General features: G+C 67.0%; 14 protein-coding genes. 7 read left to right on the top strand and 7 right to left on the bottom strand.

The window, feature by feature from the left end; all coding sequences use genetic code 11:
* The 5 genes from RMO40_RS07765 to rocF form a co-directional block, all read left to right on the top strand.
* Nucleotides 1-1,987, top strand: a 1,987-nt coding sequence (locus RMO40_RS07765; protein ID WP_309718653.1) for a diguanylate cyclase domain-containing protein, incomplete at its 5' end; no start/stop codon positions are given.
* Nucleotides 1,988-2,148: 161 nt separating this feature from the next.
* On the top strand, nt 2,149-3,588 hold the full coding sequence (locus RMO40_RS07760; protein ID WP_309718651.1) for a S41 family peptidase: 1,440 nt from the start codon (nt 2,149-2,151) through the stop codon (nt 3,586-3,588).
* Nucleotides 3,589-3,842: 254 nt separating this feature from the next.
* On the top strand, nt 3,843-4,598 hold the full coding sequence (locus RMO40_RS07755) for a molybdopterin-synthase adenylyltransferase MoeB (protein WP_309718647.1): 756 nt from the start codon (nt 3,843-3,845) through the stop codon (nt 4,596-4,598).
* A 24-nt stretch (nt 4,599-4,622) separates the two neighbouring features.
* The gene (locus tag RMO40_RS07750; RefSeq protein ID WP_309718645.1) at nt 4,623-5,546 is read left to right on the top strand and encodes a TIGR00730 family Rossman fold protein; all 924 of its coding nucleotides are present in this window, start codon (nt 4,623-4,625) and stop codon (nt 5,544-5,546) included.
* Nucleotides 5,543-6,466 (top strand): arginase, encoded by a 924-nt coding sequence (rocF, locus tag RMO40_RS07745; protein ID WP_309718642.1) that lies wholly within the window; start codon nt 5,543-5,545, stop codon nt 6,464-6,466. The genes RMO40_RS07750 and rocF overlap by 4 nt, the downstream gene beginning before the upstream one ends.
* A gap of 93 nt (nt 6,467-6,559) precedes the next feature.
* Here rocF and RMO40_RS07740 read toward each other — a convergent pair whose 3' ends face one another.
* From RMO40_RS07740 to RMO40_RS07730, 3 genes are all read right to left on the bottom strand, one after another.
* Nucleotides 6,560-7,360, bottom strand: a complete 801-nt coding sequence (locus RMO40_RS07740) for a MipA/OmpV family protein (protein ID WP_309718639.1) — start codon at nt 7,358-7,360, stop codon at nt 6,560-6,562.
* A 61-nt stretch (nt 7,361-7,421) separates the two neighbouring features.
* Complete coding sequence (locus RMO40_RS07735; protein ID WP_309718635.1) at nt 7,422-7,898, bottom strand: thermonuclease family protein; 477 nt, start codon at nt 7,896-7,898, stop codon at nt 7,422-7,424.
* Entirely contained in the window at nt 7,895-8,293 is a 399-nt protein-coding gene (locus RMO40_RS07730) for a YkvA family protein (protein WP_309718633.1), read from the bottom strand. Before RMO40_RS07730 ends, RMO40_RS07735 begins: the two co-directional genes overlap by 4 nt.
* A gap of 148 nt (nt 8,294-8,441) precedes the next feature.
* On the opposite strand from RMO40_RS07730, the gene RMO40_RS07725 reads away from it, so the two are divergent.
* Nucleotides 8,442-8,669 carry a hypothetical protein gene (locus RMO40_RS07725; protein WP_309718630.1) on the top strand — a complete coding sequence of 76 codons (228 nt, stop codon included), beginning with the start codon at nt 8,442-8,444 and terminating at the stop codon, nt 8,667-8,669.
* A gap of 15 nt (nt 8,670-8,684) precedes the next feature.
* Here the strand turns inward: RMO40_RS07725 and RMO40_RS07720 are convergent, their stop codons facing one another.
* The 4 genes from RMO40_RS07720 to RMO40_RS07705 are packed head-to-tail and all read right to left on the bottom strand — an operon-like array spanning nt 8,685 to nt 11,822.
* On the bottom strand, nt 8,685-9,368 hold the full coding sequence (locus tag RMO40_RS07720; RefSeq protein ID WP_309718627.1) for a molybdopterin-dependent oxidoreductase: 684 nt from the start codon (nt 9,366-9,368) through the stop codon (nt 8,685-8,687).
* Complete coding sequence (locus tag RMO40_RS07715) at nt 9,365-10,711, bottom strand: DoxX-like family protein (RefSeq protein WP_309718624.1); 1,347 nt, start codon at nt 10,709-10,711, stop codon at nt 9,365-9,367. The genes RMO40_RS07720 and RMO40_RS07715 overlap by 4 nt, the downstream gene beginning before the upstream one ends.
* Complete coding sequence (locus RMO40_RS07710; RefSeq protein ID WP_309718621.1) at nt 10,708-11,187, bottom strand: DCC1-like thiol-disulfide oxidoreductase family protein; 480 nt, start codon at nt 11,185-11,187, stop codon at nt 10,708-10,710. The genes RMO40_RS07715 and RMO40_RS07710 overlap by 4 nt, the downstream gene beginning before the upstream one ends.
* Before the next feature lie 56 nt (nt 11,188-11,243).
* Nucleotides 11,244-11,822, bottom strand: a complete 579-nt coding sequence (locus RMO40_RS07705; protein WP_309718618.1) for a MarR family transcriptional regulator — start codon at nt 11,820-11,822, stop codon at nt 11,244-11,246.
* Nucleotides 11,823-12,065: 243 nt separating this feature from the next.
* Between RMO40_RS07705 and RMO40_RS25480 the strand changes: the two genes are divergently transcribed.
* Nucleotides 12,066-12,217: type II secretion system protein (locus RMO40_RS25480; protein ID WP_489660124.1), on the top strand; the 152-nt coding region annotated here is incomplete at its 3' end.

Raw genomic sequence — 12,217 nt, 5'->3', positions numbered from 1 at the left:
CGAAAGCCTGCGCGAAAAACCCGCCGGCGGCATCTCGCTGACCACCAGCGACGGTGTCGTGATCATGCGCACACCCTTCATCGAAGGCCTGATCGGGCGCAACCTGAGCAAGAGCCGGCCACTGCCCATGCAACCGGCCAGCAGGCCGCAGGGCATGTTCGAGCACGACGGAGCCTTGACCGGTGGGCAGCCTCGCCTGGCCAGCTTCGAGCGACTGGGCCGTTACCGCGTCACCGTGCTGGTGTCGCAAGAGGTCGACGAAGCCCTGGCCGTGTTTCGCCTGCGTCGCAACCTGGGCGTGCTGACGCTCGCCCTGATCACCCTCGCGGCCGCCGGCTTTTCGGTCGCGCTCGCACGCAGCCAGCGTGCCACCCGCCGCAGCCAGGCCGAGTTCACCGCCCTCAGCGCCGCGTTTCCGCTGGGCCTGTTCCGCACCGACACCACCGGCGCCACCACCTATGCCAACGACGCCTACTTCCAGAAGCTGGGCCTGCCGCGCGAGCGCATGGCCTGGGGCTGGAGCGAAATCCTCCAAGGCGGACGGCACACCGGCGCATTGCAAACCTGGAAAACCGCGGCCGCGCAGGGCGACGCCATCAAGAACGTGCTCAACATCCGCCACCCAGACGGCCGCGAAGCCACGCTGTCGGTGCTCACGGCCCCACTGCGGGTCGACGGCAAACTGATCGGCCAGGTGGGTTCGGTAGAAGACATCACCGAGCGCATCCAGCAGCAAAAGGCCGAGCGCATGCTGACGGCGATCTTTGAACAAAGCACCGACGTGGTGGCGCAGGTCGACCCCGCCGGCAAGCTGCTCTACCTCAACCCGGCCGGCCGCGGCCTGGTGGCCATGGGGCCCGACGATTCGCTCGGCGCACTGCACTACGACGACTTCATGCCGGCGCACCGCGAAACGCAGGTGCGCGACCAGATCCTGCCCACCGCTGTCGCCAAAGGCATCTGGGTCGGCGAGACCTCGGTGCTGGCCGCGGGTGGGCGAGAAATCGCGGTCAGCGAAATGCTCATCGCGCACCGCAACGAAGATCACAAGGTGGAAACCTTCTCGGTGGTGATGCGCGACATCACCCAGGAGCTGCGCGCGCGCACCGAGCTGCAGCGCAGCGAGTCCATCCTCAACATCGTGGCCGCCACCTTGCCCGCCCTGGTGGCCGTGATCGACCACCAGGAGCGCTACCTCTTCACCAATGACGCTTATGTCCGCTGGACCGGTCGGGCAACCGGCCAACTGGTGGGCCTGACCGTGCGAGAGGCGCTGGGCGACAACCTGTACGCACAGCGGCAAGGCCACATCAAGGCGGCCCTGACCGGCCAGCGTGCGATGTTCGAGTCCGAACGCGAAGGGGCGCACTTCCAGGAAACCACCTACATCCCCTTTCGCAGCGCCGACGGCCAGGTGGCCGGCTTCGTCGCCCTGTCGCAAGACATCACCAGCCACAAGCGCCAGCAGCAAATACTGCTCGACGCCTCGCAGACCGACCCGCTCACCGGCACCCTCAACCGCGCCGGCTTCGACCTGCGCATCCGCGAGGCCCAGACGCGTGCCCGGCAAGAGCACCACCGACTGGCCCTGCTGTGCATCGACCTCGACGGCTTCAAGCCCGTCAACGACGAGCACGGACATGCCGCTGGCGACCGCCTGCTCGAGGCCGTCGCGCAGCGGCTGCAGCAGGCCTTGCGCCCGTCAGACATCCTGGCGCGCCTGGGCGGCGACGAATTTGCCGTGGTGCTGCCTGACATCAAGGACCAGCCCGCCGCCCAGACGGTGGCACGCAAGATCGTCAGCACCCTGGCGGTCCCGTTCGAGATCGACGGCAAGTGGCTCCAGATCAGTGGCAGCGTGGGTGTGGCCCTGGCGACCGACGAGGCCGAAACCGTTCAGGCCCTGATGCATCGCGCCGACGCCGCGCTCTACGAGGCCAAACGCGCCGGCCGTGGCCGCTACGAGGTGGCCGAGGCCGAGCTTTGAACTTCTTTACATGGCCCCGGCGGCCCGCAGGGTAAACGGGGCCTTACAAGGTCACGAAAAGGCCTGAAACTTAAAACCCATGCGCCCCTCCAAGCGAGGTCGCAGTTTTATACTGGAATCGCGTGAAATCATCTCCGTCTCAGGCAGGAAGCAGGTTGTATATGGGTGCCAAACTCAAAGTCGCAGGCTGGGTCGCCTTGGGTGCCGTCGCCGGCGCCTTGACCACGATGCAGTTGCAGGCCACCGCCCGCAACCCGGCCACCCAGCTACCGCTCGAAGAGCTGCAGCAGCTCGCCGCCGTGTTCGGCATGGTCAAGAGTGACTATGTCGAGCCGGTCGACGAAAAGAAGCTGATCACCGACGCCATTGGCGGCATGGTGGCCGGCCTCGACCCGCACTCCCAGTACTTCGACAAGAAGAGTTTCAAGGAATTCCGCGAAGGCACCACCGGCAAGTTTGTCGGTGTGGGCATCGAGATCGGCATGGAAGACGGCCTGGTGAAGGTGGTCTCGCCGATCGAAGGCTCACCCGCCTTCCGTGCTGGCTTGAAGAGCGGCGACCTGATCACCAAGATCGACGACACCGCCGTCAAGGGCCTCACCATGGACCAGGCCGTCAAGCGCATGCGCGGCGAGCCCAACACCAAGGTGGCGCTGACCATCTTCCGCAAGAGCGAAAGCCGCAGCTTCCCGGTGACCATCGTGCGCGAAGAGATCCGCATGCAAAGCGTGAGCGCCAAGGTGATCGAACCCGGCTACGCCTGGCTGCGCGTGCGCCAGTTCCAAGACCGCACGGTCGAAGACTTCGCCCGCAAGCTCGAAGAAATCTACAAACAGGAGCCCAACCTCAAAGGCCTGGTGCTCGACCTGCGCAACGACCCGGGCGGCCTGCTCGAAGCCTCGGTGGCCATCTCGGCCGCGTTTCTGCCGACCGACGTGGTGGTGGTCAGCACCAACGGCCAGATCGCCGAGTCGAAGTCAGAGTTCAAGGCCCGCCCGTCCGACTATCTGCGCCGCGGTGGCAGCGACCCGCTGCGCCGCCTGCCTGAAGGCGTGAAGCGCGTGCCGATGGTGGTGCTCGTCAACGAAGGCTCGGCCTCGGCCAGCGAGATCGTTGCCGGTGCACTGCAAGACCACAACCGCGCGACCATCATGGGTGCGCAGACCTTCGGCAAGGGCTCGGTGCAGACCGTCCGCCCGCTGTCGGCCGAAACCGCGCTCAAGATCACCACCGCGCGCTACTACACACCCAAGGGCCGCTCGATCCAGGCCAAGGGCATCGTGCCCGACGTGATGCTCGACGAAACCGCAGAAGGCAACGTATTCGCCGCCCTGCGCATGCGTGAAGCCGACCTCGAGAAGCACCTGCAAAGCGGCCAGAACGCCGAGCAGAAAGACGCCGCTCGCGAGAAGGCCCGCGACGACGCGCGCAAGAAGCTCGAAGAAGAAACTGCCAAGACCAACACCCCGCTGAAGCCGCTGCCCGAATTCGGCAGCGCTGAAGACTTCCAGCTCGCGCAGGCGCTCAACCAGCTGAAGGGCAAGCCGGTGGCGGTGTCCAAGACGGTGGTCGAGCGCAAGGCCGAAGCCAAGACCGAGTGATCTGCTGACGCTCCGCCCAAAACGCCCGTGCAGCCACGGGCGTTTTTCATGGCACCCAGCGCAGGACAGGCCACGCTGTGCTCCTGCCGACAGGTTCACCGCAAAGGCGCCAAGAACGCAAAGGTCGCAAAGAATCCAAAGGGCTTCTCTTCCTTTGCGCGCTTTGCGACCTTGGCGCCTTGGCGGTAAAGAGCCCGTGCCCTGGCTCCGCCTCTCCCGTCATGACTGCCACTCGTTCTTTGTATGCTCCCCCCATGGACGACAACCAGCTGCTGCGCTACTCGCGCCACATCCTGCTCGACGAGCTGGGCATCGAAGGCCAGCAGGCGCTGCTCGCCTCGCATGCGCTGGTGATTGGCGCGGGCGGGCTGGGCTCGCCGGTGGCGCTTTACCTCGGCACGGCGGGCGTGGGCCGCATCACCATCGTCGACAACGACCACGTCGACCTCACCAACCTGCAGCGCCAGATCGTGCACGACATGTCTCGCCTGGGCCAGCCCAAGGCGGCCTCGGCGGCGCAGTCGATCGCCGAGATCAACCCCGAGGTGCGCGTGGTGGCGCTGCACGAGCGCGCCAACGCCGAGCGGCTCGATGAGCTGATCGCGGGCGTCGACGTGGTGCTCGACTGCTGCGACAACTTCGCCACCCGCCACGCCGTCAACGCCGCATGCGTGAAGCACAAGAAGCCGCTCGTCTCGGGCGCTGCGATCGGCTTCGATGGGCAGATTTCGGTCTACGACACACGGCAGGCGCAAGCGCCCTGCTACGCCTGCCTGTTCCCACCCGAAGCCGGGTTTGAAGAAGCACGCTGCGCCACCATGGGCGTGTTTGCCCCTCTGGTGGGCATCATCGGCAGCATGCAGGCGGCCGAGGCGCTAAAGCTGCTGGCGGGCACCGGCTCGTCTCTCGCCGGACGCTTGCAAATGCTCGACGCGCGCAGCATGGAGTGGACCGAGATCCACACACCCCGCAACAGCGAATGCAGCGTGTGCGCAGGGCGACCGGCGTAGCCATCACGCGGTAAGCTGCTCGCCATGGACAAGCGCACCGAACTCACCGCCCGCAACTTCCCGCCGGCCAAAAAAGAAGCCGAGCTGCAAGGCCCGCCCCCCTCGCTCTACGACGGCCCGGAAAGCTCCTACAAGCTCGCCTTCACCGACGAAAAATTCCTGCTGCGCGAAGAGCTGCGCCCGGTGCGCATGCAGCTGGAGCTGCTCAAGCCCGAGCTGGTGCAAAGCGAGCTGGGCATCGAGTCGACCATCGTGATCTTCGGCAGCGCGCGCATCGTGCCGCCCGACGTGGCGCAACGTTTGCTCTCCGACGCGCAATCGGCCAACAACGAGACCGCGCTGCGCATCGCCAAGACCCACGTGCACATGTCGCGCTACTACGAAGAAGCCCGTCGATTCGGCGCCCTGGTCACCGAAAAGTCGCGCGCACTGGCCTCGCCGATCTACGTGGTCACCGGCGGCGGCCCAGGCATCATGGAAGCCGGCAACCGTGGCGCGCACGAAGTGGGCGGCAAGAGCATCGGCCTGAACATCGTGCTGCCACACGAGCAGGCACCCAACCCTTACATCACGCCGGAGCTGTGCTTCCAGTTCCACTATTTCGGCCTGCGCAAGATGCACTTCCTGATGCGCAGCATCGGCCTGCTGTGTTTTCCGGGCGGCTTTGGCACGCTGGACGAGATGTTCGAGGTGCTCACCCTCATCCAGACCGGCAAGTGCCGGCGCCGGCCCATCATGCTGTTCGGCCGCGAGTTCTGGACCAAGCTGATCAACTTCGACCTGCTGGTCGAGACGGGCATGATCAGCCCGCTCGACCTGCAGCTCTTTCACTACGTCGAGTCGGCCGAAGAGGCCTGGGGCATTCTCGAAGCCGAATACGGTTTCGACATGCCTGTCACCGGTCTCGGTGAACTGGGCGACCTCGGCGCTTTCGACGCAGACTCATGACCCGCAACAACCAACCCATCAGCATCATCGGCGCGCCCACCGACATCGGCGCCGGCAGCCGCGGCGCCAGCATGGGCCCTGAAGCCCTGCGCGTGGCCAACATCGTGCCGGCGCTGATGGGCCACGGCTTCGAGGTGGCCGACCGCGGCAACCTCTCCGGCCCGGCCAACCCGTGGCAGCCACCGGTCGACGGCTACCGCCACCTGGCCGAGGTGGTGGCCTGGAACCACCTGGTGCACGACGCGGTGTACGCCGAGCTGTCGCTCAACCGACTGCCTATCTTGCTGGGCGGTGACCACTGCCTCGGCCTGGGTTCGATCAGCGCGGTGGCGCGCCACTGCCGCGAGACCAAGAAGAAGCTGCGCATCTTGTGGCTCGACGCGCATGCCGACTTCAACACCAATGTGCTGACGCCGAGCGGCAACATCCACAGCATGCCGGTGGCGTGCCTGTGCGGCAAGGGCCCGCAAGAGCTGATCGAGATCGGCGGCCACGTGCCCGCGATCAACCCGAAGTGGATTCGACAGATCGGCATCCGCAGCGTCGACGAAGGCGAAAAGCGCTTCGTGCACGAGATGGACCTGGAAGTGTTCGACATGCGCTACATCGACGAGATGGGCATGCGCCACGCGATGGAGCTGGCGCTCGCCACGCTCGACACCAACACCCACCTGCACGTGAGCTTCGACGTCGACTTCCTCGACCCCGACATCGCCCCCGGCGTGGGCACCACCGTGCCCGGCGGCCCGACTTACCGCGAAGCGCAGCTGTGCATGGAGATGATTGCCGACACCGGCCGCCTGGCCTCGCTCGACGTGATGGAGCTCAACCCCGCGCTCGACGTGCGCAACCGCACGGCCGAGGTGGCCGTCGACCTGATCGAGAGCCTGTTCGGCAAGAGCACCCTCATGCGCAAGTAAGTGGAACCCAAGTTGCCGCCGGGCCGCCCCAAGGCAACTTGACCCCCTTGGGGGGCGAGCCGAATGCAATTCGGCTATGGGGGCACCATCACCTCAGAAGCGGTAGCCCAACGCCAGCACGCCCGTCACGGGGTTGCGCTCACGCACAACGAGGCTGCGCTTGGCGTCGCCCTGCAGCGAGCTGGCGCTCAGCGCGCCGGTGAGGGCCCAGTCGCGGTTGATGAAGTGGGTGAGCGACGCGCCGAGCTTCACATCGCGCACACCGGCATCGACCTGCGACACCGCATAACCGCTGCGTGCACTCTGCTCGGGTGTGATGCCGAAATACGCCTGCATGTAGTGGCGGTTGACGTAGCTGGTCGACAGGCTGCCGCCCAGCCGCCACTGCGGCGCAAGCTGCACGCCGTATTGCGCGCCCAGGTCGAGCACCAGGCCGTTGCGGTCGTTGCCCGCGCCGTAGCGCAGCGAGCTGCTGAGCGACAGGCCGCGAGACAGCTGCATGTTGAAGAAGGCTCCCGCCTCGGGCCGCGCGCTGATGTCGCCCAGGCCGCGCAAGACTTCGGAGCGGTGCTCCTTGCGGCCGAAGTCGGCTGCCAGGCGCAGGCCGTACTGGAACTGCGGGCTCGATGGGAAGCGGTAGCCGATGCCATTGCCCACGCCGGCGAACCAGCCGTTTTGCCAGCGGTAGTCGATGGTGGGCAGCAGCAGGGTGCGCCGCTCGTCGGAACCCAGGTATTGGTAGCCGGCGATCAGCGCCACACCGGCCCGGCCCTCGCCCTCGCTGCCCGGCTCGCCTTGCAGCCGAACGGCGTCGAAGCCCTGGGCCTGCGCCATGCCGCAAGCTCCCACCACCACACTGGCGGTGGCACACAGTCTGAAAAAGGCGATGGGCATGCGAAAGGCTCCGGGGGTGGGGTGAAGTCGGCCACTCTAGGGGCACAAGGTGAAGACCTTGTTAAGGCCGAGGCTCGCAAGGCCCGTGTGTCTTGCGAAACACACGCGGCTCGACCGCTGCTTGCGCAAACAGGCCACGCCGCGCGGCGCGGGCCTGCTGTTCCTGAGCGGCGTATGGCCCCGGGCTGCGGCGGTAGCGGTCGCTCCAGGCATGGCCTTCACGCACCATCCAGGCGGCCACGTCTTCGCCGTTCAGCTCGACATGGGCGATGGCACGCTGGTAGTCGTCATAGGCCCGCGTGCGCACGTCGACCTGCCGGTGCAGCACACGCGAAGCCAGGGCGGCCCTGGCCTGCTCGCCCCAGGCCTGGCAGCGCTCGGGCGCATCGATGCCTTGCAAGCGCACCTTGACCGGCTTGCCTGCCGCGGGGCGCACCCACAGCGTGTCGCCATCGGCCACCCGCGTGACCACGCCGCTCAATGCCTGTGCGCCGCCGCTGCACAGCAGCAAGGCCCACAACGCACACAGCGCCCTCAAGCGGCCACCAGCGAGACCACCCACCAGATGAAGAGCCCGAAGAACGCCAGCCAGACCAGCCCGATCAGCAACGCGCCCCACCACAGGCGCGGCAGCTTCTCGCGCGAGATCTCGGCCTCGCGCAGCAGCGACTCCCACAGCGGCTTGGGCGTGAGCCGCGTGACCAGGGCGATGCCGAGCGGCACGATGATCAGGTCGTCGAGCTGGCCGAGGATGGGGATGAAATCGGGGATCAGGTCGATCGGGCTCAGCAGATAAGCCAGCACCGCCACCGCCACCCACTTGGCGCTGCGCGGCGCCTGCGGGTGCTTGAACAGCTTCCACAGCGCAATCAGGTAGGTGGCGAGCCGGGCTGCATTGGCAGCACGCAGCAACTTGCCGGCTTTGAAGATCATGAGGTCTTGCCCCCGGGACAACGCAGAGCGGCAACGGTAGCAGAGCCGCTCCCTGAGGATGGGGATACCGCACACGTCGCACTGCCCTATGAGCAAGGCATGCCACGCCACGGCTCGACCCTCGTGATGCTCCTGCGCCAGCCGGCTCATGGCCGACCCGCGCGGCACGGTCGGCCTGCTGCTCGACGCCAACGTGAGCGATGCGGTCGACTCGCTGCTGCAGAACAACCGCGCCAGCCTGCTGGGCGAGTTCGACACCGCACGCCTGCGCTGGAACGGCAGATCCGCGCGCTGGTGCTGGCTGAGGCGACTGCGCCCCGGGGCCGTGGGCGTTGCGCGCAGTGTCTGCCAAGAGCTGGAAGGCCGGCGGCGCTAGACGCTTGTCGGGCCGCTAGGGTTTTCGGTTCTTCGACGCCCGCACAAAGTGCCGCACCGTCGGTGCGATCAGAGGCCGGTACAAATACCTCAGCAACCAACCCGGCACCCAGCGCCCCCGCTCTTCGAGCGCCACCCGCGCGCGCTCGTGCACCATGAACCGAAGCCCCTGCGGGCGGTAGCCGGCGCTGCTGCGCAAGAACTCGATGCGGTCGAGGTGCTTCAGGTTCTTGTAGCCGTAATGGGCCGGCGCCACCAGGCGCAGCGGGGCACCATGATCCACGCCCAGGGGCTGGCCATCGAGCCGGTCGGCCAGCAGCACGTCGTGCGTCAGCAGGTCGGCCAGCGGCAGGCTGCTGCGGGCGCCATCTTGCCCGCGCATCACCACGAAGCTGATGTCGGCCGCCGGGCCGGCCAGGGGCAGCACGAGCTGGTGATAAAGGTCGGCGAAGCGGTAGCCGCTCCAGGCCACACCGCGGCGCGACCAGGTCGTCACACAGTGAAAGTCACTCACTTGCTCGACGCGCGGCAAACGCGCCAGCTCGTCGGTGAGCGTCAGCGGTGTACGAACGTCACCGTGAACGCGCAGCTCGATGCGATCGGCACGCGCCGGGAACCGGCTGGCGAATGTCGTCAAGCCAAAGCGCGGGAAGTCATCACGCTCGCGCTGACCCGGCGGCAAGGGCGGCCGCGCGCTCATGAGGCACGCACCGCTGAGCGCAGCTTGCGCACCGGGTCACCACCCGCTTTGCGCTCGGTCGCAGGCATCGGCACGGCGCACCACAACATCATGATCAAGGCCAGCACCGGCAGGTTCTTGATCAGCGGGCCGCAGTGGTCGAGCGTCAGCTCGGGCATGTGAAACGCCGCGGTGGCGGTGTAGCCCACCACCGCTGCAGTCTGCAACGCCAGCCCCCAGGGCGTGACGCGCATCAGGATCAGCACACCCAGCCCCACATTGAGCGTGCAAGAGAACACCAGTGCCGCCACACCCAGGCGCCCTTCAAAACCGCAGCGTGCCAGCAAGTCCATCACGCCCGACTGCCGCGGCAGCAGCGCGCTGATGAGCGCGGTGTACAGCCACATGAACGCCAGCGAGCCACGCGCCAGCGCTGACATCGCCGGGCTCAGCCGCACCCGCAGGTCAAACAGCGGCTCGGGGGCGCTCACCGCGAGGCCCTGCGCCATCGGCGTGGGCGAGCGGCCGAGCAGAGTGGGCAAGGCGTTCACGCGCGGCACGCTGCCGCGCTCGAGCAGGCGGAGGGTGTCGCGGCAAAACACCTTCTGGGGCACGGCCTCGGCCAGCCCGGCCCATGTGCGCATCAGCGGCAGGGGCATCGGCAACCACAGCGCATCGCCCAGGCCCAGCGCCGCGCGGTAGCTCGCCAGCATCTCGCGGTAGCTCATCACCGTGGGCCCACCCAGCTCATGCACACCGCCAAGCGCACCCGGGTGCTCGATCAACTGCGCGATGGCCTCGGCCAACTCGTACACATGGAGGGGTTGCACCGGCTGCGCACCGCGGCCCGGCAACGAGATCACGGGCAGGCTGGCCAAGGTGGCAAAAAGCGCTGCGCTCTGGCTGTGCGGGCCGTAGATCAACGAGGGGCGCAGCACGACCCCATCGATGGGCAGGCTGGCCAGTGCGTCGTCGGCCAACAGCTTGCTGCGCAGGTAAGGCGTGGCCAAGGTCTCGGCGTCGTCGCGCACACCCAGGGCCGACACCTGCACGACGCGGCTCACGCCCGCCAGCGCCGCACCGCGAAACAGCTCGATCGGCCCCGCGCTGTGCACACGCTCGAAGCTCTGGCCGCGCGAGGCCATCAAGATGCCCACGCAGTTGACGACCGAGTCGATGCGCTGCGCACGCAGCCGCTGCGCCCACGCCTCGGGCTCGCGCGGCTGCATGTAGTCGACCTGCATCGTGTGCCGCCCATCCACCGCACTGCGCGCCCCTTCGATCACCGCGTGGCCGCGCGAACGCAGGGCGTGAACCACCGCCCGGCCCACGCAGCCGGTGGCACCAACGACCAGAACTCTCATACAGGCCTCCTCGGGTTGTTGTGGTGTTCGGGCACCTCGCACGCGCCGCCCGCGCACTCGCGCATGCGCTCGGTCATGCGCCGTGCGCGGTGGCTGCGGAGGGCGTTGATCAGCGGCGCGGCCGCCCGCGAAATCAAACGGCGGTGGCGGGCAAACAGGCGGTAGCCCGCATCCGACAGCCCGCGCAGCGGCGCCCAGGCCGTCGGCCGCAGCACCCAGCCGAGGCCGACCGCGTCGTACGCCAGGCGCAGCACCTGCACGCCCCAGATCACTTGACCGTCGGCACGGCGTGCGTGGATTTCGGCGTTCATCGCCGCCAGCGTCACGCCATACGGCACGGGGTCGAAACCCGGTTCGCTGATGTCGATGAACTGGAGCCGGCCTTCGGCATTGAGCGAACGCAGGTGATCCATCTCCAGGGCGCAGACGGCGCAGTTCGCGTCGTACAGCAGGGTCAGGGGGTAGACCGCGCTCATGTTCTTCTCCAGTTATTTCAGTCAAAACAGAAATACTCAGCCAAAAAAATGGAGCCTCAAGGCCCCAACAGATGAGCCGGCGTGATTTCGGGCGTGGGGGCGGTGTCCGGCGCGTCGCGGCCCATCAGCTTCTTGACCCGCGCGCCCAGCTTGAGCACCTTGGCCAGGGTCTCGGTGTCGAGCTTCAGCATCTCGTCGCTCCAGGCGGTGAGGGTCTGCAGGAACTCGAGCGTTTCGCGCATGCGCAGCTTGGCTTCGGTGGGGTCGCGGCTGATGGCGGGGTCGGCCAGCAGCTCGCTCAGCACCTCGATGGTGGGGGCGATTTCACGGCGCTGGCGCTCGCGCACGATGGTGCGGAACAGCTCCCACACATGGGTCGAGGTTTCGAAGTGATCACGCCGGTCACCGGCGATGTGCACCAGCCGCACCAGGTTCCAGCCCTGCAGCTCGCGGATGCTGTTGCTCACGTTGGAGCGTGCCACGGCCAGCGTGTCGGTGATCTCTTCGGCGTGCATCGGCCGCCCGGTGATGTAGAGCAACGCATGGATCTGCGACACGGTGCGGTTGACGCCCCAGCGGGTGCCCATTTCGCCCCAGTGCAGAACGAAGCGCGAGAGGGTGGGTGAGAGGTCCATGACTGCACTCTAGGCTTGGCAGTTGTTTCTGTCAATACAGAAATTGACGGCACAACACCAGCGAACGGCGCGCGGCGCCAACTGCATCACACAAACCGCGCTCATTGGCTCAAGTAAGCCAGCAACACGTCGATACACCTGCCCATACCCCTCGGGCGTTGACGGCGTCCGATGGAAAGAAGGCGGTGGTTCCACCTGCTGTTCGCAAGAGCGCGGGCGCCCCCATTGACCACCATGTGAACGATGTACCAACCGAGAGCCCCCATGAATGGCTTCACGCTGATCGAACTGAGTGTTGCACTGAGCATCATGGCCTTGCTGGCCGCGGTGATGCTGCCGCGCGTCGCCCAGTTGCAGCACGCGGCGCGGGTGGGAAAGCTCAAGAGCCTTCACGG

Origin of the sequence: Rhizobacter sp. (assembly GCF_031412075.1) — a bacterium.
GTDB lineage: Bacteria > Pseudomonadota > Gammaproteobacteria > Burkholderiales > Burkholderiaceae_C > Rhizobacter.
Note: the sequence above shows the minus strand (reverse complement) of the source record. Positions and strands in the feature narration are given on the sequence as shown.

Bases quoted from the DNA above. Each gene is read 5' to 3' on its own strand.
- RMO40_RS07705 (WP_309718618.1), bottom strand. From the start codon at position 11,822: ATGGACCTCTCACCCACCCTCTCGCGCTTCGTTCTGCACTGGGGCGAA.
- RMO40_RS07740 (WP_309718639.1), bottom strand. From the start codon at position 7,360: ATGCCCATCGCCTTTTTCAGACTGTGTGCCACCGCCAGTGTGGTGGTG.
- RMO40_RS07720 (WP_309718627.1), bottom strand. From the start codon at position 9,368: ATGAGCGCGCGGCCGCCCTTGCCGCCGGGTCAGCGCGAGCGTGATGAC.
- RMO40_RS07725 (WP_309718630.1), top strand. From the start codon at position 8,442: ATGGCCGACCCGCGCGGCACGGTCGGCCTGCTGCTCGACGCCAACGTG.
- RMO40_RS07710 (WP_309718621.1), bottom strand. From the start codon at position 11,187: ATGAGCGCGGTCTACCCCCTGACCCTGCTGTACGACGCGAACTGCGCC.
- RMO40_RS07755 (WP_309718647.1), top strand. From the start codon at position 3,843: ATGGACGACAACCAGCTGCTGCGCTACTCGCGCCACATCCTGCTCGAC.
- RMO40_RS07715 (WP_309718624.1), bottom strand. From the start codon at position 10,711: ATGAGAGTTCTGGTCGTTGGTGCCACCGGCTGCGTGGGCCGGGCGGTG.
- RMO40_RS07750 (WP_309718645.1), top strand. From the start codon at position 4,623: ATGGACAAGCGCACCGAACTCACCGCCCGCAACTTCCCGCCGGCCAAA.
- RMO40_RS07760 (WP_309718651.1), top strand. From the start codon at position 2,149: ATGGGTGCCAAACTCAAAGTCGCAGGCTGGGTCGCCTTGGGTGCCGTC.
- rocF (WP_309718642.1), top strand. From the start codon at position 5,543: ATGACCCGCAACAACCAACCCATCAGCATCATCGGCGCGCCCACCGAC.
- RMO40_RS07730 (WP_309718633.1), bottom strand. From the start codon at position 8,293: ATGATCTTCAAAGCCGGCAAGTTGCTGCGTGCTGCCAATGCAGCCCGG.